General features: G+C 33.3%; 23 protein-coding genes. 1 reads left to right on the forward strand and 22 read right to left on the reverse strand.

The window, feature by feature from the left end; all coding sequences use genetic code 11:
- Positions 1-14 precede the first annotated feature (14 nt).
- From ACJDUH_RS19065 to ACJDUH_RS19075, 3 genes are all read right to left on the reverse strand, one after another.
- Positions 15-470 carry a CtsR family transcriptional regulator gene (locus ACJDUH_RS19065; protein ID WP_406766818.1) on the reverse strand — a complete coding sequence of 152 codons (456 nt, stop codon included), beginning with the start codon at positions 468-470 and terminating at the stop codon, positions 15-17.
- Between the two features lie 164 nt (positions 471-634).
- Positions 635-1,504 (reverse strand): GNAT family N-acetyltransferase, encoded by an 870-nt coding sequence (locus ACJDUH_RS19070; RefSeq protein WP_406766819.1) that lies wholly within the window; start codon positions 1,502-1,504, stop codon positions 635-637.
- Positions 1,505-1,552: 48 nt separating this feature from the next.
- Positions 1,553-2,278 (reverse strand): lysophospholipid acyltransferase family protein, encoded by a 726-nt coding sequence (locus ACJDUH_RS19075; protein WP_406766820.1) that lies wholly within the window; start codon positions 2,276-2,278, stop codon positions 1,553-1,555.
- A gap of 112 nt (positions 2,279-2,390) precedes the next feature.
- Between ACJDUH_RS19075 and ACJDUH_RS19080 the strand changes: the two genes are divergently transcribed.
- Entirely contained in the window at positions 2,391-3,245 is an 855-nt protein-coding gene (locus ACJDUH_RS19080; RefSeq protein ID WP_406766821.1) for a GNAT family N-acetyltransferase, read from the forward strand.
- Between the two features lie 97 nt (positions 3,246-3,342).
- Here the strand turns inward: ACJDUH_RS19080 and ybaK are convergent, their stop codons facing one another.
- The 19 genes from ybaK to ACJDUH_RS19175 form a co-directional block, all read right to left on the reverse strand.
- Positions 3,343-3,828, reverse strand: coding sequence for a Cys-tRNA(Pro) deacylase (gene ybaK / locus ACJDUH_RS19085; RefSeq protein ID WP_406766822.1), 486 nt, complete (start codon positions 3,826-3,828; stop codon positions 3,343-3,345).
- A 32-nt stretch (positions 3,829-3,860) separates the two neighbouring features.
- Positions 3,861-4,427, reverse strand: coding sequence for a beta-class carbonic anhydrase (locus ACJDUH_RS19090; RefSeq protein WP_406766823.1), 567 nt, complete (start codon positions 4,425-4,427; stop codon positions 3,861-3,863).
- 50 nt (positions 4,428-4,477) lie between these two features.
- Positions 4,478-5,389: a RelA/SpoT domain-containing protein gene (locus ACJDUH_RS19095; protein WP_406766824.1), complete on the reverse strand. Its 912-nt coding sequence runs from the start codon at positions 5,387-5,389 to the stop codon at positions 4,478-4,480.
- 187 nt (positions 5,390-5,576) lie between these two features.
- Complete coding sequence (locus ACJDUH_RS19100) at positions 5,577-5,972, reverse strand: VOC family protein (protein WP_406766825.1); 396 nt, start codon at positions 5,970-5,972, stop codon at positions 5,577-5,579.
- Between the two features lie 109 nt (positions 5,973-6,081).
- Entirely contained in the window at positions 6,082-6,651 is a 570-nt protein-coding gene (locus ACJDUH_RS19105; RefSeq protein WP_406766826.1) for a GNAT family N-acetyltransferase, read from the reverse strand.
- 29 nt (positions 6,652-6,680) lie between these two features.
- Positions 6,681-7,229 (reverse strand): GNAT family N-acetyltransferase, encoded by a 549-nt coding sequence (locus ACJDUH_RS19110; protein ID WP_406766827.1) that lies wholly within the window; start codon positions 7,227-7,229, stop codon positions 6,681-6,683.
- A 283-nt stretch (positions 7,230-7,512) separates the two neighbouring features.
- Entirely contained in the window at positions 7,513-8,754 is a 1,242-nt protein-coding gene (locus ACJDUH_RS19115) for an aminopeptidase P family protein (RefSeq protein WP_406766828.1), read from the reverse strand.
- Between the two features lie 182 nt (positions 8,755-8,936).
- The gene (gene accA, locus ACJDUH_RS19120) at positions 8,937-9,890 is read right to left on the reverse strand and encodes an acetyl-CoA carboxylase carboxyl transferase subunit alpha (protein ID WP_406766829.1); all 954 of its coding nucleotides are present in this window, start codon (positions 9,888-9,890) and stop codon (positions 8,937-8,939) included.
- Positions 9,891-9,902: 12 nt separating this feature from the next.
- Positions 9,903-10,799 carry an acetyl-CoA carboxylase, carboxyltransferase subunit beta gene (gene accD, locus ACJDUH_RS19125; RefSeq protein ID WP_406766830.1) on the reverse strand — a complete coding sequence of 299 codons (897 nt, stop codon included), beginning with the start codon at positions 10,797-10,799 and terminating at the stop codon, positions 9,903-9,905.
- A 27-nt stretch (positions 10,800-10,826) separates the two neighbouring features.
- Entirely contained in the window at positions 10,827-12,176 is a 1,350-nt protein-coding gene (locus ACJDUH_RS19130) for an acetyl-CoA carboxylase biotin carboxylase subunit (protein ID WP_406766831.1), read from the reverse strand.
- A 104-nt stretch (positions 12,177-12,280) separates the two neighbouring features.
- Positions 12,281-12,703: a 3-hydroxyacyl-ACP dehydratase FabZ gene (fabZ, locus tag ACJDUH_RS19135; RefSeq protein ID WP_406766832.1), complete on the reverse strand. Its 423-nt coding sequence runs from the start codon at positions 12,701-12,703 to the stop codon at positions 12,281-12,283.
- Positions 12,704-13,180, reverse strand: a complete 477-nt coding sequence (gene accB / locus ACJDUH_RS19140; RefSeq protein ID WP_406766833.1) for an acetyl-CoA carboxylase biotin carboxyl carrier protein — start codon at positions 13,178-13,180, stop codon at positions 12,704-12,706.
- A 15-nt stretch (positions 13,181-13,195) separates the two neighbouring features.
- The gene (fabF, locus tag ACJDUH_RS19145; protein WP_406766834.1) at positions 13,196-14,428 is read right to left on the reverse strand and encodes a beta-ketoacyl-ACP synthase II; all 1,233 of its coding nucleotides are present in this window, start codon (positions 14,426-14,428) and stop codon (positions 13,196-13,198) included.
- Positions 14,429-14,444: 16 nt separating this feature from the next.
- On the reverse strand, positions 14,445-15,185 hold the full coding sequence (fabG, locus tag ACJDUH_RS19150; RefSeq protein ID WP_406766835.1) for a 3-oxoacyl-[acyl-carrier-protein] reductase: 741 nt from the start codon (positions 15,183-15,185) through the stop codon (positions 14,445-14,447).
- Positions 15,186-15,189: 4 nt separating this feature from the next.
- Positions 15,190-16,131, reverse strand: a complete 942-nt coding sequence (gene fabD / locus ACJDUH_RS19155) for an ACP S-malonyltransferase (RefSeq protein WP_406766836.1) — start codon at positions 16,129-16,131, stop codon at positions 15,190-15,192.
- Positions 16,132-16,146: 15 nt separating this feature from the next.
- A complete protein-coding gene (gene fabK / locus ACJDUH_RS19160) occupies positions 16,147-17,079 on the reverse strand; it encodes an enoyl-[acyl-carrier-protein] reductase FabK (protein WP_406766837.1) in 933 nt (310 codons plus the stop codon).
- A gap of 77 nt (positions 17,080-17,156) precedes the next feature.
- A complete protein-coding gene (gene acpP / locus ACJDUH_RS19165) occupies positions 17,157-17,381 on the reverse strand; it encodes an acyl carrier protein (RefSeq protein ID WP_406766838.1) in 225 nt (74 codons plus the stop codon).
- Between the two features lie 25 nt (positions 17,382-17,406).
- Positions 17,407-18,384, reverse strand: a complete 978-nt coding sequence (locus tag ACJDUH_RS19170; RefSeq protein WP_406766839.1) for a beta-ketoacyl-ACP synthase III — start codon at positions 18,382-18,384, stop codon at positions 17,407-17,409.
- Between the two features lie 14 nt (positions 18,385-18,398).
- Positions 18,399-18,854: a MarR family winged helix-turn-helix transcriptional regulator gene (locus ACJDUH_RS19175; protein WP_406766840.1), complete on the reverse strand. Its 456-nt coding sequence runs from the start codon at positions 18,852-18,854 to the stop codon at positions 18,399-18,401.
- Positions 18,855-18,877: the final 23 nt, after the last annotated feature.

Below are 18,877 nucleotides of genomic sequence, written 5' to 3' on the forward strand. Positions count from 1 at the left end.
CCTGTTTTATTTTTTTAATAAACTATTGCCATAATCATTGCTTTTAAAATATCTGCTCTTAATTTATTTCTATTTTCAATTATCCCTAAAGTCCTATCATTTATAGCTGTTTTCATAAGCCTTGCTTCCCTACTTGTAATAATATCAGCTTCAAGCAATCCATCTATAATAATTACTCCGCTGTCATAGGTTAAGCTGCCGCCAATTCTTTCATTTAGGGCATCCATAAGGGATTTAGGCTGCTGAAATTCCACTTTACGAATTACAATATAGCCTCCCCCGCCTCTCCTGCTTTCAATGTAGTAACCTTTATCCATTGTGAATCTTGTGGTTAAAACATAATTTATTTGGGAAGGAGCGCAGTTAAAGTAGCTTGCTAGTTCATTTCTTTGTATTTGCAATTCTTCATCATTATTATTATCTATTAAATGCTTTATAAATTCTTCTATAATGTCTGACAATCTAGCCATAGAAGTTCTCCTTTCTTGACTTTGACTTTCTTTGACTTTAATTTTATATTAATACTACCATTCTATTTATTCAATACTTATTATTGCCAATATTTAATTAATATATGCAAATAATCAATATTAACTCTCAGTAGTATTAATTTACTCAAATTTACTTTTATTTTCTATTTAACCTTGTAATAGTCCATAACATTTTCTTCTACAAAGCCGCAGCTTTTATATAGATTTAATGCTCTACTGTTTTCAGCTGCTACTTCTAGGCCTACTACAATAATATTTTGTTTCTTAAGCATTGCTAAGGCAGCGTTTAGTGCTTCTCTTCCATAGCCTTGTCCTCTATAGTCCGGAAGTATTCCAAAGCCATAAATCAAAGCTGAGTTACCATTTAAATCTGTTCTTATTTTGCCTATAATCCTGCCTTGAAGCTCAATCATATAAGTTATTGAATTATACTTCTCCTCTTCCTCAGGGAAGACCTCCTTTTCGACCTGGGAAGAAAAATAAAGAGAATTCTGCCTTGAGATTTCTTTACCATCTGAGTTAAGTGCTTTTCTTAAATTAATAAAAGTCTTTTCTTCAATAGCATTATTATTATCAAGTATCATACAATATTCGGAAAAAGAATAGTCAACTCCTAAAGATTTTATAAATTCTAAACCTGAATTTGACTTATTATCACATACAAGTAATATCTTTTCAGCATTTATTCTTTTACATTCCTCTAAAGCTAATTTATATAACTTGCTAAAAATGTTTTTTCTCCTCCAATTAGGATGAACCATACCTGTTACTTCTGTAGTATTTCCTCCAAAACAGCAAATCCCCAAATACCCAATTAAAACATCATCAGCATAATAAAGAAATTCATTAATATCATTTAGAGGTCTATCAAATTCCTTTTTAATATTTAATTTATAATCAAGTTCCAGCTTTAAATTAATGTCTCCATCTCCGCAAAGATTTTTAAGTTCATTAATTCTCTTATAATCTTCTTCGTTTATATACTTTTTTAAACATATTGCCTCATCCCTCATTCTTTAATACCCCCACTTTTTTCATCAATATTTCAGCTCTTTACCAAATTAGCCATTGTTTTTTCTTATAGCCTCTTGTATAAGTTCCTGCACTGTTATATGCAAATTCTTTTGTTCTTCCTTAGATAATTCAGATACTTCTACTGACTTTAAAATTTCTATTTTTACTAATGCTGGCTTTATTTTTATACTTTCTTTATCCATGATATTAATGGACCCACTGATTGCTACAGGAACTATAGAAACCCCGCTCTTAACTGCAAGCTTAAAACTTCCAGCTTTAAATTCACCAATTTCTCCTGTTTTGCTTCTCGTCCCTTCAGGAAAAATTACCATAGAATAACCTTGTTTAAGGAACTCAGCTCCTTTATTAATTGCTTCAACTGACTGTCTTATATCCTTTCTATCCATGAATACGCACCTCATAAGGCGCATCCAGGAGGCTACTAAGGGTATTTTTGCTGTTTCGATTTTTGCAATAAAAGCTTTAGGTTTATTTATAAAGCTCATAAATATTGGAATATCAAAGTTACTTTGATGATTACTAATAAAAAGCACTGGCCCTTTGGGCAAATTCTCCTCACCACTAACCCTGATTTTTGAGCCACTAACTGCGACTTGAGATTTTGCCCATATACTTGTGACTTTATACACAAACTTATCTCTAGTATCATTCTTATGAAACCAGTCTAAAAGCTTTGCAATTAATAAAAATGGAAGTGTTAATATAAGGGATACTCCAAACCAAATAAACCATAAAATTGTTCTTAACATTGTGCACCTTCTCTAAAAACTAATTAATGTAGTAATAATTTCATATTATTTTAAGTTTACTATTAAAATGCTATAATAACAATAATAGTAGCACACAAAAGGAGACTTTAGCATGTTTAAATTTAGAAGATTAACTCATGAGGACTATGAAGATATATGTGATATATCAAAGGATATTTGGGGGGGAACGGATTATTTACCAAAGGTACTTCATAAATGGGTTGATGATAAAGGATACTTTCTTGGTGTAATAGATGAGACTAAGAATAAAGTTGTAGCAGTGGGAAAGCTTTCTTTACTTCAGGATAAGTCTGCCTGGCTTGAGGGTCTTAGAGTACATAGAGAATATAGAGGACTTAAGCTTTCAAGACAAATAAGTGAAAGACTTATTAATATTGCGAAAGATTATTTAAAGGAAGGAAGGGCTAAGAAAATTGCCTTTGCAACACATATAGATAATGTTGAAAGTATTTCTCTAATGGAAAAGCTTAATTTTAAACTTAAAGAAAAGCTTTATGTGTTTTATAAAGAATATGAATACTTAGGCTCAAAGCTTACATTAGAAGACTTCCAAGTAACGCCCTGGAATTTAAATTATGAGGATTTCGTAAAACTTCCATATATACATAAAAGAAAGGGGTACCTTGATTTGGCCTTTATTTTTGAGGAGCCTACGCTTGAGCTTTATAATGATTTAAAGAGCTCTGGGGCATTTATTAATATAAATGGCTACAATGGGATATTTAAACTTAAGGGAGAGCCTAATTTTGCTGCAGTAGATGAAAGCTATGAAGCAATAAATACCTTTATGAATTATTTTCTGCTAAAATACAAGGCTTCTAATTATGCTTGCCCAGTTTCAACTATAACAATGATGGATGAACATATTGTGGAAAAATTAAAAAGTGAAAAATATGATTCTTGGAGTAACTGGCAAGTTGACTACTTTTATTATGTTTATGAGTAGCTTAAAATATTACAAACACTAGATCTATAGAAGGTCACAGAGAATACTAAGGATTTACTGCCTTTAGTGTTCTCTGTTTAATTTACTATCTAATATTTCAATTCTTATCCATTATAAAATCACAGACTTCAGCATTGGCTGCTTCTATTAGCTTAGCTGTTAAAAGCTCCATTTGCACTCCAATTTTGCCGCCGCTTACAGTTATTTTATTTATATCTAAAGCACTTTTATCTATGAAGGTTCTATAGTTTTTCTTCATTCCAATAGGCGAGCATCCGCCTCTTATATAGCCTGTAAATTTTAATATATCTTTTACAGGAATCATTTCAATATTTTTTTCCCCTGAAGTCCTTGCAGCTTTTTTAAGATCTATTTCATCCTTAACAGGCAGAACAAATATATAAATATTTTTGCTGTGACCTTGAAGTACCAAAGTCTTATATAAAAACTTTGGGTCCTTATGAACCTTTTCAGCCACAGATACACCATCTATTTTACCATCAGAAGTATCATATGTTATGATATTATATTCAATTTTCTTTTGATCTAAAATTCTCATAGCATTTGTTTTTATGTTAGACATAATTCCCCCCCATTTTCCAAGCTAAACTTTACCTAATGGTAAACATATCCATCTACAACAACATCTAATTTCCCGGTTTTTGGGTCTATAATTAAGCCATGAACTTTTATATCCTTAGGAATTAAAGGGTGCTTCTTTATTAATTCTGTGCTTTCTTTAACAGACTCTTCTACAGAGTTAAAGCCATGAAGCCATTTCTTAATATCAATGCCAGCATTACTTAAAGTTTCTATAGTTTCTTCTGAAATACCCCTTTCTATGACTTTTTCTACGGTTTTATCTACGTTTAAATTACACATACCACAGTCATGATGCCCAATTACTAAAACTTCATCTGCCTTAAACTCATAAATAGCTACAACTATACTTCTAATAATACTTCCAAAGGGATGCATTATAGAAGCTCCAGCATTCTTAATAAACTTGGCATCCCCATTTTTAAGATTTAAAGCTTTTGGAAGAAGTTCAGTAAGTCTTGTATCCATACAGGATAGAACCACTAGCTTCTTATTTGGATTTTTAGATGTAATATATTTTTCATATTCCTTATTTTCTACAAAACTTTTGTTATAGTCTAATATATCTTGTAATCTACTCATAATAGCTCCTATTTTTAATTAATTTAAGGTATAACAGTTTATTTTATTTTTTAATTATTAAAAGGATTGATAAAGTTATCTGTAAGTTTTGCTATATCATCTTTCATAATGATTTTATCAAGTCTCCATAAAATGTCCTTTCTATCTTCATCAACAATAGTGCTGCTTTCCTCAATCTTTTTCTTTAACTTGATAATTTCTTTGTTTTTGTTTTCAATAATGTTTTCGTATTTTCCTTCAAGGCCATTCCAGCTTCTGTTAATTAAATTAATTAAGGATGCCATCTCATCTGCGCTTCCTACAATACGATTTAATAGCAGAAGATTCAATGCCAAAACCTCCGGAATTTGTCTTCTGGAATACCTAAGCTGATGATCTATTTCGCCATAACCTTCCTCAAAGATGGTTCTAACTTGTATTTCTGCTATAACCTTTTGATTTGTTGGGAAGGACTCTATGAGATAGTGAACAGATCTATATCCAGATTTTCTAGATTTTATTTGAATATCTAATTCTTCAAATCTTCGGGTGTCGTCACCTTCTCTAACATTTGCGGTTATTTCAACCACCTTCCAGGTCTTTGTAATAAAGTTATGTATTGCCTCCCAATCGTCCTTAAATATATGTAAAGCTCTAATTCCTATTAAATCTGTTATTTCTTCTCTATAGTTATGGGTAGTAAATTTAAAATCCATACCATACTTATTTTTTCTATCCTGAGTTTTTCTAATAATTTTTTCAACTAAATGCTCAGGGTTCTTTACTCTTGATTTAACAGAGTGTACTTTATCATGAGTTCTTAAAGTATTAGCAATAAACTCACCTTGAGTTTCATAAATATTTCTGTAAATATTGAAATCTTCATATATATCCTGTAAAGCTGACCATTCTATTTTATTCCTTGAAAGACTCTCCTCTTCAAGATGATATTTTTGAAAAAACTCTTGCTTGTCTAGACTCATTTGTCTGCTCACTCCCTTATTATGGTAAGGTATAACATCATTATTATACTATATTATCATGAAAGTGATTTGATTGCATAACTAACTTTATAGATAGCTGCTAACAGTATATTCTAACTTATAAAAGCAAAATGCGGCATCCTTTGATGCCGCAAATGTTGAATTATTTAATATAAAAAATAATATTCTACTTTATAGAATAATTTAATCCCCAAGTTATTCCATAGCAGTCATTAACTACACCATGAAATGCTCCCCAAAAGGTTTTTTGTAGCTGGAACCTTACAGTTCCATCTTTGCTAAGTGCTGTATAAACCTTATTTATCTCATCTTCACTATCAAGTTCAAGTACTAAATTAATGTTACTTTCATAGTTCTTATCATCAAAAACATCTACAAGGTAAATTACACAATCATTGTTTATGTGTAATTCCGCATGGATAATCTTCCCCTCATAGCCTTTAAACATTTCTATGCCATCAGCTAACTGAACATTTTTAATCTCTCCTCCAAATATCCCTTTATAATACTCAAGTGCATCTTTGCAATTTTTAACGTAAATCTCTGGAGTAATTTTTCTCATGAATATATCCCCTTTTGTTAATATTTTTAATATATATTACCAAATATTTTAAGAGCTATCAAGAAGTATGATAAGAATTAATTCTTCAACCTAATAAATTTATACAACTTTAGTTTTCACTTTTTCCCTTGAATTTAGTCCATTCTTCTTTTAGTATTCTGTATTCCACTCTATCAAAAAGCTTATTGTCTAAAAGCACATGCAGCTTCATATCTGCTTCCTTTAGCATTCCTACCTTTTGCATTACCCTTTCGGAGCCTTTATTTGCCTTTATGCAGCCTGTCTCAATCTTAAGTACCCATGCATTATTAAAGGCAAAGTCAATTACTGCCTCAGCAGCCTCAGTAATTAAGCCTTTCCCCCAAAACTTAGGTAGAGAGAAATATCCCATATTAACTACTTTTCCATAGAGGCTGTCTATGATAACGGTAAACCCTATATCACCTACATATTCATTTGTCTCTTTATTTATTATAGCAAAAAAGTATTTATTTCTATCTTTAAGCTTTGCCTCATTCATGGCTAGATCCAAATTCTCCCTAGATTCTTCAATATTTTCAGTTTTTAAATCTGGAATGTAATACATAGCTTCTTCATTTGAAAGCAAGCTGTGAAGTGGAAGCAAATCTTCTTTTATATGATCTCTAATTAAAAGCCTAGAGGTTTCTATTTTAATCATAAATTTTCTCCAATTTTATTTAAACACATTTATTTATTATAATCTTCCCATATTATTGCTAAAACCTGATGGTCCTGCCAAACTCCATTTATATTTACATTTTTACGAGCTATTCCTTCCTTTTTAAAGCCTGCATTTTCTAAAACACACATTGATCTTATATTATGAGGCATAACCCCAGCTTCAATTCTGTGAAGTCTTAGGTCCTCAAAAGCAAATTTTACGACTAATTTTACAGACTCTGTCATATATCCCTTTCCATTATGCTGCATGTCCAAAAAATATCCAATATAACAGCTTTGAAGTGACCCGCGCAATACCTCTGTTAAAGCAATATTCCCAATAAGCTCATCAGAATTCTTTGTAAATATTCCAAAGGAATACTTTTCATCCTTCTCACATTTTAATTCATTATCTTTAATGATATCTTCTTGGATCTTTAAAGTGTAGAAATCTTCATTTTTAGTTGAAGAATACTTTCTAAAAAATTCTTTATTTCTTAAATGTAAATGTAAAACTGCTTCAGTATCTAAAACATTTAAATATCTAATATAAATTTGTTCTCCATTAATTCTCATATTATTCTCTCCTATTTTTTATCCTTCTTCTATTAATATCTTTATATATTCTTTCTACTCTGTAAAAATCCTCTAATTATTGAATAATTATAAATAAGCGCAAGCAAAAATACCGTAAAATCCTCCTATATGAATAATACGGTATTTCTATTCATTTTAAATATTTATAATCAGATACTCTAATTTGAAAAAATTTATTCCTCAATAGATTTACTAAATCTTCATTAAATTTATCTTTCTCATCGCAGAATACTGCATGACCACTTGATTCAACATGTTAAATTTATCTATTCATAAAAGCTTCTATATCTTCAATACTTTTAATAATATTCTTAGCTAGGTTTTCACAGCCATTTTCAGTTACTAGAACATCATCTTCAATTCTAATTCCTATCTTTTCTTCTTCAATATATATACCTGGTTCTACAGTTAAAACCATTCCTGCCTTAAGTTCTGCCTCCCTGCTTCCTACATCATGAGTATCTAAACCTAAATAATGGCTTACACTATGAAAGTAGTATTTTGAAAGCTGAGAATCTTCCTTAATAATTCCTAATTTCTTTAAGCCTCCTGCTAGAGATTTTCTTGCAGTTTCATTTAATTTTGCAAATGGAACTCCTGGCTTAATAACTGCCATTGTATCATCCATTGCCTTTAATACTATATTGTAGATTTCCTTTTGCCTTTCTGAAAACTTGCCGTTAATCGGGAAGGTACGACTTATATCTGCATTGTAGTAATTCCATTGAGCTCCTAAATCAAAAAGGATTAAGTCCTTATCTTCAGTTTTAGTATTGTTTTGTGAGTAATGAAGAACAGTTGCATTTATTCCAGAAGCAGCAATTGTCTTAAAAGCATAATCTGTTACCCCTGCACACTTTAAAACATAATCAAAGTTAGCTTCTATCTGGTATTCCATCATACCAGGCTTAGCATTTGTCATTAAGCTCTTAATACCATCGTTAGTTATTTCAATAGCCTTTCTTATTTCTGATATTTCTTCCTCAGTTTTTATGAGTCTTAGGTTGCAAATATCCTGATATATGTTTTTTATCTTAAGCTGTGGATATTTATCTATAATGTTTTTTGCAAACAAATGTGAGGCAGTTGGAATTGAATCAAAGCTAACCTTTTCTAAATCTAAATATAGCTTATTCATATTATAATTAAGCATTAATCTAGCAATATTGTCTTCAAAGTCCTCTAAAAATTGAATATTCTCTACTCCTGAAGTTGTACTTGCTTCTTCTACAGTCATTCTCTTACCTATCCATTTTTCCAGCACTGGATTAGCCTTTTCAATAAATAACATTTGGTTAATCTTGTCATTTATCTTTGTGATAACAAGAATCATATTTTCTCTGCTAATACCTGTCATATAATAGAAGTTTCTGTTTGGAGTAAAATTATAGGTTTCATCTGCAGATTTTTGAGGAGCTGTCCCAGCAAATAGTATAAGCATGGAATTATCTTTTATACCCTCTAAAATATTTTCTCTGTTTTTAATAAAAAATTCCCTTTTCATAATAAATATCCCTCCATATTTTTTATAATTAAATTATTATATCCTTTATTCAAGTCTTATAGAATTTATTATCATAATGTTTTTAGCATAATTCATTTTTGTTCATACTTACCTATCTGTTATATTCATAATAATACCACTATTAATTTCTTTTAAAAAGAAAAAAGACTAAGTTTTATAACCTAGTCTTCAGCAAATTCTCCAAAGCTTCTAAATCTGACATATCTATTTTTTAATAACTCTTCTTTTGAAAGTGAGCAAAGCTCAGGCATAGTTATAAGTAGTGCCTTCTTTATATTTTCTGCAGCTTCTGAAATATTTTTATGTGCTCCGCCTAATGGCTCTTTAATAACTTTTTCTATTATTCCAAACTCTTTTAAATCTTCTGCAGTTATTTTCATAACACCGGCAGCTTCCTTAGCACGGCTGCTATCCTTCCATAGAATACTTGCAAAGCCCTCTGGAGAAAGGATTGAGTAAACTGAGTTTTCAAGCATCCAAACCTCATCAGCTACAGCCAAAGCTAGAGCACCACCGCTACCGCCTTCGCCAATAAAGATAGATATAATTGGTACTTTTAAGTTAGCCATTTCCATAAGATTTCTAGCTATAGCTTCTCCTTGGCCTCTTTCTTCTGCGCCAACTCCGCAAAAGGCTCCTGGAGTATCTACAAAACAAATAACAGGTCTATTAAATTTTTCAGCCTGCTTCATTAGCCTTAAAGCTTTTCTATAACCCTCCGGATGTGGCATTCCAAAATTTCTCACTATATTTTCTTTTGTATTTCTTCCCTTTTGCTGGCCTATAATAGTAACAGGTCTTCCATCAAGTCTGCCTATTCCTCCAACAATAGAAGCATCATCACGGAAACCTCTGTCTCCATGAAGCTCTACAAAATCAGTAAATATTTTTTCTATATAATCAAGAGCCGTAGGTCTTTCTATAAGCTTTGCTAAGCTTAATTTTTCCCAAGGAGTAAGATTATTATAAATCTCATCCTTCATCTTTAAAAGCTTAGCTTCCATCTTTTCTACTTCACTTGATAAATCCACATCCTGTGCCTTTGAAAAAGTTTTTAATTCTTCTATTTTATTTGAAAGCTCTTCAATCTTCTTTTCAAATTCCAATACAGCCATTAAATCACCACCTTAATTATCTAAAGAGTGTAAGCTCAAAATTTGTCCTAAAGTATCTTTAAGCTTATCTCTAGAAACTACAGCATCTATAAACCCATGCTCTAATAGGAATTCTGAAGTTTGAAAGCCCTCTGGTAAGCTCTGTTTTATAGTCTGCTCAATAACTCTCTTTCCTGCAAAGCCAATTAGAGCTCCAGGCTCCGCTAGAATTATATCGCCAAGCATTGCAAAGCTTGCAGTTACACCACCTGTAGTTGGATCTGTGATAACTGTAATATATAGTAGTCCTGCCTCACTATGCTTTGCTACTGCTGCACTTACCTTTGCCATCTGCATAAGTGAATATATTCCTTCCTGCATTCTGGCGCCTCCAGATGCAGTAAATATTACTACAGGCTTTCTTTCAATAGTAGCTGTTTCTATTGCTCTAGTAAGCTTTTCACCCACTACAGAGCCCATGCTACCCATCATAAAGCTGCTGTCCATAACACCTAATACTACATTCTCACCATTAATTTTGCCTTTACCTGTAACTACTGCTTCGCGAATTTGAGCAACCTCCATGGATTTCTCAAGCTTATTTTCGTAGCCAGGAAAGTTTAAAGGATTCTTACTGCTTATATTAGCATTAAGTTCCTCAAAAGTTTCTTGATCTAATATAGAATTTATTCTATCTAAAGCGGACATTCTAAAATGAGTACTGCAGTTTGGGCATATTAGAATATGCTTTTCTAAATCTTTTTTATAAATGGCCCTGCCGCAGCATTCACACTTTACCCATAAGCCATTAGGAATATTAGGCTTTTGTTCCTCTTCTTTAGAAGTAAACCTTTCTTCTTGATTTGAAGGATTTACAGGAGTTTGACTTACTGTAATGTATTTAGTTTTCTTAAAAAGTCCATTAAACATCCGGTTTCACCAGCTTCCAGTTTAAAATTAAATATTTATACCCAGTACCTTTGTAATGAAGCTTGTGTCAAAATCTCCACTAGCAAATACTTCGTTATTTAAAATGGTAAATTGAAAATCTATATTTGTATCTATTCCTTCTATTACAAACTCTCCAAGCGCTCTTTTCATTCTATTAATTGCCTCTTCCCGAGTTTTTCCATGGACGATAAGTTTCCCTATCATGGAATCATAGGTGGGAGGTATTACATAACCCTGGTAAGCTGCGCTATCAAGTCTTACACCTGGTCCCCCTGGAATATGCATTCTTTGAATTTTCCCAGGTGAAGGTCTAAAGCCTGCTTCAGGATTTTCTGCATTTATTCTGCATTCTATAGCATGACCATTTATTCTAATATCCTCTTGCTTTAATTCAAGCTTTTCTCCTGCAGCAATTTTAATTTGCTCCTTTATGAGATCAATACCTGTCACCATTTCAGTAATTGGATGTTCTACTTGAATACGGGTATTCATCTCCATAAAATAGTACTTCCCATTCTTATCTAGAAGAAATTCAATGGTTCCGGCATTTTTATAGCCTACAGCCTTAGCAGCTTTTACTGCAATCTCTCCCATCTCTTTTCTTAAAGCTTCATTCATAATTGGAGAGGGTGCTTCTTCAAGTACCTTTTGATTTCTTCTTTGTATGGAGCAATCTCTTTCTCCTAAATATATAGTATTTCCATAATTATCTGCTAGTATTTGAAATTCTGTATGCCTTGGATTTTCAACAAATTTTTCAACATACATTGTATCATCGCCAAAGGCAGCTTTTGCTTCTGTTTTAGCGGTCTCAAAAGCCTTAGCAAATTCATCCTTGTTTCTTACTATTCTTATACCTCTTCCGCCGCCACCAGCAGAAGCCTTAATAAGTACAGGATACCCAATTTCCTCTGCTAAAGTTATTCCTTCTTCAATAGAAGCTACAGCACCGTTTGAACCTGGTACCACAGGAACCTTAGCTTCCTGCATTATTTCTCTCGCCCGAGACTTATTTCCCATTTTACTTATACTTTCTGGATCTGGTCCAATAAAGGTTATGTTACATTCCCTGCACATTTCAGCAAATTCACTGTTCTCAGATAAAAATCCAAAGCCTGGATGTATTGCTTCTGCACCAGAAAGTACAGTAGCACTTATTATATTTTGCATATTTAAGTAACTATCTCTTGCCTTAGCTGGTCCAATGCAGACTGCCTCATCTGCCATTTCAGCATGAAGAGCATCTTTATCAGCCTCTGAATAAACTGCAACAGTTTCAATGCCCATTTCCCTGCAGGCACGAATTATTCTGACAGCAATTTCTCCTCTATTTGCAATAAGTATTTTTTTAAACATAATTCTTCTCCTTACATTGTAGGTCAAGACAATAAACAAGCTACTGGATTAATAATCCATTAGCTGACCTTAAATCCATGGGACTTTACACTTGTCAAGAATTACTATTGTATAATAAAAGAAAGTTCAGCCTCTGCAGCTTTTTTATCTTCAACATAAGCTACAGCCTTCCCCACTCCTATAGGTCCTCTTCTTTTGATTATTTCAACCTCAAGTCTTAATGTATCTCCTGGATATACCATCTTTCTGAATTTTGCTTTGTCTATTCCTGTAAAGTAACCAATTTTCCCTTTAAATTCTTCAAGACTAAGCATAGCTACTGCACCTGCTTGAGCAAGTGCTTCTATTATCAAAACACCAGGCATAACAGGTTCTCCAGGAAAGTGTCCTTGAAAAAACGGCTCATTCATTGTTACATTCTTATACCCTATGACCTTAACTCCTGGCTCAATAGACTCTATTTTATCTATTAATAGAAATGGATATCTATGAGGGAGTATCTCTTGAATTTCTTTAATTCCTATCATTTATCTTGCCTCCAAAATTCGGAATAATGGCTGTCCGTATTCCACCATTTGTTCCTTCTCAGCTAATACTTCAATAATTTCCCCATCCACTTCACTTTCTATTTCGTTCATAAGCTTCATAGCTTCAATTATACAAAGCACCTGTCCCTTCTTAACTTTAGAGCCTACAGTAACATAACTTTCTGAATCAGGGCTTGGAGAAGCATAAAAGGTTCCAACTATCGGTGAAGATACTAGTATTCCTTCTTTTTTAATTGGCTCTGCCTTCACTGCTTCTTGAATTTTAGGTGTTTCGCTGATTACAGGAATTTGCTCTTCATGAGGTATAGTCTTTATAACCTCTGGAATTCTTTCCATTGTAACAAACTCTTGTCTTTTTTCAAGCTTTAGTTTAACTCCTTCGGATTCAATTTCTACTGTTGTTAAATTTGAATCATTTACAGCCTTTATTAGTTCTTGGATTGCTTTATAATCCATAATAGCCTCCTATGTTTAAAACTTCTTAAATATTATTGTTGCATTATGTCCGCCAAAGCCTAAAGAATTGGACATAGCATATTTAAGTTCAGCTTCTCTTCCTTTGTTTGGAACATAATCCAAATCACAATCTGGGTCTGGTGTATTGTAGCCAATAGTTGGAGGTATGAAACCATCTTGTATTGCCTTAATACATATAATTCCTTCTATAGCACCAGCAGCACCAAGAGTATGACCTGTCATAGACTTTGTTGAGCTTACTGGAACCTTATAAGCATGCTCGCCTAAAACTGTTTTAATTGCCATAGTTTCAGATTTATCATTTAATGGTGTACTGGTTCCATGAGCATTAATATATGAAACTTCTTCAGATTTTATTCCTGCATCTTCCATAGCCACCTTCATTGCTCTGGCTCCACCTTCACCTCCTGGTGCAGGCGCAGTCATATGATAAGCATCGCAAGTAGATCCATAGCCTACTACCTCTGCATAAATTTTTGCTCCTCTATTTTGTGCATGTTCAAGAGTTTCTAGTATTAGAATTCCAGCTCCTTCTCCCATTACAAAACCACTTCTATTTGCATCAAAAGGAGTGGAGGCTGCCTTTGGATCATTGCTGTTGCTTAATGCTGTTAAATTTGTAAAACCAGCTAATCCAATTTGAGTTACTGAAGCTTCAGCACCACCAGCTATCATAACGTCTGCCGTGCCATATTGAAGAATTCTCATAGCATCTCCTATTGCATTATTTCCAGTAGCACAAGCAGTCACCACTGAAGAGCAAATACCTTTTGCTCCATATTTTATAGCAACGTTTCCTGCTGCCATGTTGCTAATAGCCATAGGAATAAAAAGTGGTGATACTCTATTTGGTCCTTTTTCTACTAAGGTCCTAACCTCTTTTTCTATTGTAGCAAGACCGCCTATACCTGAACCGATAAGTACACCAAGTCTTTCTTTATTCATATTTTCTATATCTAGACCTGAATCTTCTACTGCTTCTTTAGCAGCTGCCATTGCAAATTGACAGTATCTGTCCATTCTCTTAGCTTCTTTTCTATCCATATATTCTTCCGGTTTAAAATCCTTAACTTCTGCAGCTATTTTTACTTTAAAATCATCTGTATTAAAATAAGTTATATAATCAATTCCGCATTTACCTTCTTTTATATTATTCCAGAAGCTTTCCACATTATTTCCTACAGGAGTAATGGCTCCTATTCCTGTAACTACAACTCTATTTTTCATTTTTTCACCTTCCTTTTTACATTACCATTCCGCCATCAACATTTATTACCTGACCTGTTATATAGCTAGCATAATCAGATACTAAAAATGCAACACAATTCGCAATATCTTCAGGGCTTCCAAGTTTTTTAAGCGGAATATTTTCAATTAATTTTTCCTTTACCTTATCAGAAAGTACATCTGTCATATCAGTAGTAATAAAGCCAGGTGCTATAGCATTAACAGTAATGCCTCTAGCTCCTATTTCTTTTGCAATGGATTTTGTAAACCCTATAATACCAGCCTTTGCAGCAGCATAATTTGCTTGACCTGCGTTTCCGATAAGTCCTACAACAGATGAAATATTTATTATTCTTCCGCTTTTCTGCTTAAGCATAATAGCACTAGCATGCTTTGTGCAATTAAATACTCCCTTTAAATTAACCTGAAGTACCTTATCAAAATCCTCTTCCTTCATTCTAAGTAAAAGAGTATCTCTAGTAATACCTGCATTATTTACTAGTATATCTAATCTTCCAAATTTCTCTGCGGCAAATTTAATAACCTTTTCTGCATCCTCAAGAAAACTTACATCACCTTGAACACATTCTGCTATGCCGCCTTTTTCTCTTATTTCTTCTACAAGTTCATTAGCTTCCTTTTCACTACTTCTATAATTTACGACTATGCTAGCTCCCTCATTTGCAAGCTTTAAAGCAATAGCCTTTCCTATCCCTCTTCCTGCTCCAGTTACAACAGCAACCTTTCCAGTTAGCATAAGTTTATCTCTCCTGACTATTTAATATTTCTAATGCTTTTTCAAGTGTTTTTGTATCTTCTATATTAATTGTTGTTACTTTCCTGTCTATCTTCTTTATAAAGCCGCTTAATACTTTTCCAGGTCCAATTTCCACAAAGGTGTCTACTCCAGCTTCCAGCATTTTTCTTATGGTATCTTCCCATAATACTGAGCTCATAACCTGTCTTCTTAATAAATCCTTTATTTGATTTTTATTACTAATATAATCAGCAGTTACATTTGTAATTACTGGCACTCCTGTTTCGCAGAGCTTAATAGCTTTTAATTCTTCTTGAAGTTTTTCAGAAGCACTTTTAAGCATTGAGGTATGAAATGGAGCACTTACTGAAAGTGGTATTACCTTTGCTCCTTTTTCCTTTGCCATTTCTGAAGCTATCTTTACAGCCTCAATTTCCCCACCAATAACTATCTGGCCTGGGCAATTAAAATTGGCAGGCTCTACTATTCCATGGCTACTTACCTGTAAGCAGATTTCTCTTACTTCATTAGCACCAAGCCCCAAAACAGCAGTCATGCTTCCTATGCCTTCTGGTACTGCTTCCTGCATAAATCGGCCTCTTTTTTTAACAAGCTTTACAGCATCAGAAAAGTTAAAAACTCCGCTGCAGACTAAAGCTGAATATTCTCCTAGGCTTAGTCCAGCTGTAATATCTGGTTTTATGCCCTGCTCCTCTAAAGCCTTTAATGCTGCAATACTGGTAGTTAAAATTGCAGGCTGAGTATTTTCTGTTTTATCTAATTCTTCTTTTGAGCCCTCAAAACAAAGTTTACTAATTTCAAAGCCTAAAGCTTTATCTGCTTCATCAAATATATCTTTAGATGAACTTATATTCATAGCAAGGTCTTTTCCCATACCCACATACTGAGCACCTTGACCTGCAAATACAAATGCAATCTTACTCATAAATCCTCCTATTTATTATACAAACTTTTTAAATACTGAATCTGCTTCTGTAAACATTTCTTCAATAATTTCCTTACAGCTTTGTCTTTTATTAATTAAACCTGCAATCTGTCCTGCCATTACTGATCCAAATTCCACATCACCGTCTCTTACTGCCTTAGGTAATGCTCCACGTCCAAGCTCCTCATATTCCTCTGGAGTTCCTCCCTTTTTCTCTAAAAGCTGGAACTGTCTTACTAGCTTATTTCTTAAAACCCTAACTGGATGCCCAGTAGCTCTTCCTGTTACAACTGTATCTATATCTCCTGCTGATAAAACTTTTTCTTTGTAATTTTCATGAACTGTACATTCATTTGCAACCAAGAATCTTGTTCCTACCTGTACTCCCTGCGCACCAAGCATGAAAGCTGCAGCAACACCTCTGCCATCTCCAATTCCGCCAGCAGCTATTACTGGAATCTTTACTGCATCTACTACTTGAGGTACTAAAGCCATTGTAGTTAATTCTCCAACATGTCCGCCGGATTCACAGCCTTCAGCAACTACTGCATCTGCTCCTGTTCTCTCCATTCTTTTTGCAAGTGCTACAGATGGTACTACTGGAATTACAATAATCCCATGTTCCTTCCACATTTCTATATACTTTCCTGGGTTTCCTGCTCCAGTAGTAACTACCTTTACTCCCTCTTCACAAACCATTTTTGCTAATTCATCAGCATTGTCGCTCATAAGCATAATATTTACGCCAAATGGTTTATCAGTTAATTCCTTTGTTTTTCTAATTTGTTCTCTAACATACTCAACAGGGGCGTTAGCACCAGCTATCAGACCTAAGCCTCCAGCATTTGACACTGCTGCAGCTAATGAGCTGTCTGCAACCCAAGCCATACCACCTTGAAATATTGGATACTTTATTCCTATCATGTCACATAATACAGATTTAAACATATTCATCCTCCCAAGCTTTAATTAAAAATGAAGAATGAGGTTGTTATCATTCTTCATTCAGTAGACTAATTTAAGATCTACTTTTCTGTTCTTTCTTCAACATACTTAACTGCATCTTGAACTGTCTTTATGCTTTCTGCATCTTCTATTTGTATATTGAATTTTTCTTCAAGTTCAATTATTATTTGGAACAGATCTAAAGAATCTACTCCTAAATCTTCAAAACTAGTTTCTAATTTAACTTCATCCTCCTCAATTCCTAACTGAGATGCTATTACCTTTTTTATTTCTTCAAATATCATTTATAATTCCTCCTATTAATATAAATTAATAATTCCATTCAACTAATGCTGCTGACCAGGTGAAACCTGCTCCAAAGGCTACTAAAATAATTTTGTCGCCCTTACTTAATAATTTGCTATCATCCATTTCATCAAGAGCTATTGGAATACTTGCTGCTGAAGTGTTCCCATACTTTTGTAAATTTAAATAAAATTTATCTTCAGGGATATTTAACTTTCTTGCAACATAATCAATTATTCTATAATTAGCTTGATGAGGTACAATATACTTAATATCATCAAGGCTTAAACCACTATCCTTAAGTACCTTATTAATAGCTTCTACCACTACGCCTGTAGCAAATCTAAATACCTCTTTGCCATCCATAGTTAATTTTATGTTCTCAATTTTCTCTGGTTTTACATAGGGATTTTTAACTGGAACACAGCTAATGCCTAAGTATTCAGTTTTTCTTCCATCTGCTCCAAAGAATAGTGATCCTACACCTTTTTCCTCACTTGGAGTAAGGACTACAGCACCAGCACCATCGCCAAACAATACGCAAGTATTTCTATCAGTCCAATCAGTTACTTTTGAGAGTACATCAGCTCCAATAACTATAGCTGCTTTACTCTGACCTGTTTTGATAAATTGTGATGCAACATTTAAGGCATATACAAAACCTGAGCAGGCTGCTGAAATATCAAAGCAGGCAGCATTATATGCTCCTATTTTATTTTGTACATAAACTGCTGTTGCTGGCGTTAATGAATCTGGTGTTGATGTAGCAAGTACAATTAAATCTATATCCTCTACCTTCATTTTAGCCTTCTTTAACGCTATTAAAGCTGCCTTAGCTGCTAAATCTGAAGTGTTCTCCCCCTCTGATATCCTTCTTTCTTTAATACCAGTCCTAGAGCTTATCCATTCATCATTTGTATCTACCATTTTAGATAAATCATCGTTAGTCATAATTCTTTCTGGAGTGCATTTCCCAGTTCCAATTATTTTTATCTCTTTCATTATCCTTCTCCTTCCTATCTATCAGCTAAATTATATTTTGACTTAAAAAAGCTGTTAAGCTTCTCTAAAGCAATTACCAATACCTTTTCTTCATCTTCTCCTAAGCCTTCTATGGTTTCTTTAACCATATCCCTGTGAAACTTATCATGGATTCTATAAGCAAGCTTTCCTCTTTTTGTAAGCTGTATTAAAACAACTCTTCTGTCTTCTTCAATTCTCTTTCTTTCAACATATCCTTTTTTCACCAAATTATTTATAGCAGTTGTAAGAGTTCCAACAGTAATTCTAAGATCTGCTGCTACTTCTGACATACTCCTTGCCAAATACATACCTATAGCCTCTATAGTATGTATTTCAGTAATGGACAAGTCTTTAAATTCACCTTCGTTTAAGGCATTTTGTTCAATGGTCAAAATGTCATTAAATATATCAACTAAAATCTCATTTACAAGATTAATGGTTTTACTCATATTACTAAATAACTACTCCTCTC

The sequence above is a fragment of the Candidatus Clostridium radicumherbarum genome (genome assembly GCF_045310525.1).
GTDB lineage: Bacteria > Bacillota > Clostridia > Clostridiales > Clostridiaceae > Clostridium_AT > Clostridium_AT radicumherbarum.

Coding starts and splice junctions, on each gene's coding strand:
- ACJDUH_RS19105 (WP_406766826.1), bottom strand. CDS start 6,651: ATGATTAAAATAGAAACCTCTAGGCTTTTAATTAGAGATCATATAAAA.
- fabF (WP_406766834.1), bottom strand. CDS start 14,428: ATGAAAAATAGAGTTGTAGTTACAGGAATAGGAGCCATTACTCCTGTA.
- fabG (WP_406766835.1), bottom strand. CDS start 15,185: ATGCTAACTGGAAAGGTTGCTGTTGTAACTGGAGCAGGAAGAGGGATA.
- ybaK (WP_406766822.1), bottom strand. CDS start 3,828: ATGTCTAACATAAAAACAAATGCTATGAGAATTTTAGATCAAAAGAAA.
- accD (WP_406766830.1), bottom strand. CDS start 10,799: ATGTTTAATGGACTTTTTAAGAAAACTAAATACATTACAGTAAGTCAA.
- ACJDUH_RS19130 (WP_406766831.1), bottom strand. CDS start 12,176: ATGTTTAAAAAAATACTTATTGCAAATAGAGGAGAAATTGCTGTCAGA.
- ACJDUH_RS19095 (WP_406766824.1), bottom strand. CDS start 5,389: ATGAGTCTAGACAAGCAAGAGTTTTTTCAAAAATATCATCTTGAAGAG.
- acpP (WP_406766838.1), bottom strand. CDS start 17,381: ATGATATTTGAAGAAATAAAAAAGGTAATAGCATCTCAGTTAGGAATT.
- accB (WP_406766833.1), bottom strand. CDS start 13,180: ATGGATTATAAAGCAATCCAAGAACTAATAAAGGCTGTAAATGATTCA.
- ACJDUH_RS19080 (WP_406766821.1), top strand. CDS start 2,391: ATGTTTAAATTTAGAAGATTAACTCATGAGGACTATGAAGATATATGT.
- accA (WP_406766829.1), bottom strand. CDS start 9,890: ATGGCTGTATTGGAATTTGAAAAGAAGATTGAAGAGCTTTCAAATAAA.
- ACJDUH_RS19070 (WP_406766819.1), bottom strand. CDS start 1,504: ATGAGGGATGAGGCAATATGTTTAAAAAAGTATATAAACGAAGAAGAT.
- ACJDUH_RS19115 (WP_406766828.1), bottom strand. CDS start 8,754: ATGAAAAGGGAATTTTTTATTAAAAACAGAGAAAATATTTTAGAGGGT.
- ACJDUH_RS19110 (WP_406766827.1), bottom strand. CDS start 7,229: ATGAGAATTAATGGAGAACAAATTTATATTAGATATTTAAATGTTTTA.
- ACJDUH_RS19170 (WP_406766839.1), bottom strand. CDS start 18,384: ATGAAAGAGATAAAAATAATTGGAACTGGGAAATGCACTCCAGAAAGA.
- ACJDUH_RS19175 (WP_406766840.1), bottom strand. CDS start 18,854: ATGAGTAAAACCATTAATCTTGTAAATGAGATTTTAGTTGATATATTT.
- ACJDUH_RS19075 (WP_406766820.1), bottom strand. CDS start 2,278: ATGTTAAGAACAATTTTATGGTTTATTTGGTTTGGAGTATCCCTTATA.
- fabK (WP_406766837.1), bottom strand. CDS start 17,079: ATGTTTAAATCTGTATTATGTGACATGATAGGAATAAAGTATCCAATA.
- ACJDUH_RS19100 (WP_406766825.1), bottom strand. CDS start 5,972: ATGAGAAAAATTACTCCAGAGATTTACGTTAAAAATTGCAAAGATGCA.
- ACJDUH_RS19090 (WP_406766823.1), bottom strand. CDS start 4,427: ATGAGTAGATTACAAGATATATTAGACTATAACAAAAGTTTTGTAGAA.
- ACJDUH_RS19065 (WP_406766818.1), bottom strand. CDS start 470: ATGGCTAGATTGTCAGACATTATAGAAGAATTTATAAAGCATTTAATA.
- fabZ (WP_406766832.1), bottom strand. CDS start 12,703: ATGATAGGAATTAAAGAAATTCAAGAGATACTCCCTCATAGATATCCA.
- fabD (WP_406766836.1), bottom strand. CDS start 16,131: ATGAGTAAGATTGCATTTGTATTTGCAGGTCAAGGTGCTCAGTATGTG.